1 protein-coding gene is annotated in these 942 nt (G+C 68.0%); it reads right to left on the minus strand.

Annotated features, from left to right (window positions below; translation table 11 throughout):
* On the minus strand, positions 1 to 942 hold a 942-nt coding region (locus ACFQ0E_RS19165), incomplete at both ends, for a condensation domain-containing protein (RefSeq protein WP_386826635.1).

Below are 942 nucleotides of genomic sequence, written 5' to 3' on the forward strand. Positions count from 1 at the left end.
CCGCCCTCGACCAGCGCCGGCCGATCGGGATGGCTGCGCACGATACGCGCGAAGGCATCGCCCAGGTGCGCCGGCAGGCTCGCAGCCACGTCCGGCAGCGCGGCGAAGTCGAGCAGCTCGCGGCGCACCGCTGGCGAGAGCAGCGACAGCTCGCGCATCGGCCGCCCGGGCGCTTCGACGATCGAGGCCAGCAGCGTCTGGAAGGCTTCGCCCATCCGGCGTACGCTCTCCTCACGGAACAGGTCGGTCGCGTACCGCCAGATCAGTTCGATCCCGTCTTTGCCCTCGATGGCGTCGAGCGAAAGATCGAACTTGCTCGTGCCGCTGTCCTGTTTCAGACGGGTGAACTGCGCGCCGTCGAGCGCGAACGAGGTGCGTTCCTGGTTGTGCAGCGCGAACATGATCTGGAACAGCGGATTGTGCTGCAGGCTGCGATTGGGCTTGAGCGCCTCGACCAGATACTCGAAGGGCACGTGCTGGTGCTGGTAGGCATCCAGCAGTTCGCCTCGGCACTGCTGCAGGAATCCCTCGAACGAGCGATCCCCGTCCACTCGCGCACGCAGCACCAGGGTGTTGACGAAGCAGCCGATCAGCGACTCCACCTCGTGACCATCCCGGCCCGCGATCGGCGTGCCGATCACGATGTCCGCCTCGCCGCTGCAGCGCGACAGCAGCAGGCTGAATGCGGCGTGCAGCGTGATGAACAGCGTCGCGCCCTGCGCCTGCCCCAGCGCGGACAGCCGCTTTGCGATCGGTCCCGGCACATGGGTGTGGACCACCGCGCCCCGGTGCGTCTGCTCCGCCGGACGCGGCGCGTCCAACGGCAGCGCATGCACTTCCGGCAGGTCGGCCAGATAATCACGCCAGAACTCCCAGCCGACGAACTCGTCGCCACGCCGGCACGTCGCGTGCTGCCAGCGGGCGTAGTCGTGGTACTGCATC

Source organism: Lysobacter brunescens (assembly GCF_042677005.1).
Lineage (GTDB): Bacteria > Pseudomonadota > Gammaproteobacteria > Xanthomonadales > Xanthomonadaceae > Lysobacter_I > Lysobacter_I brunescens.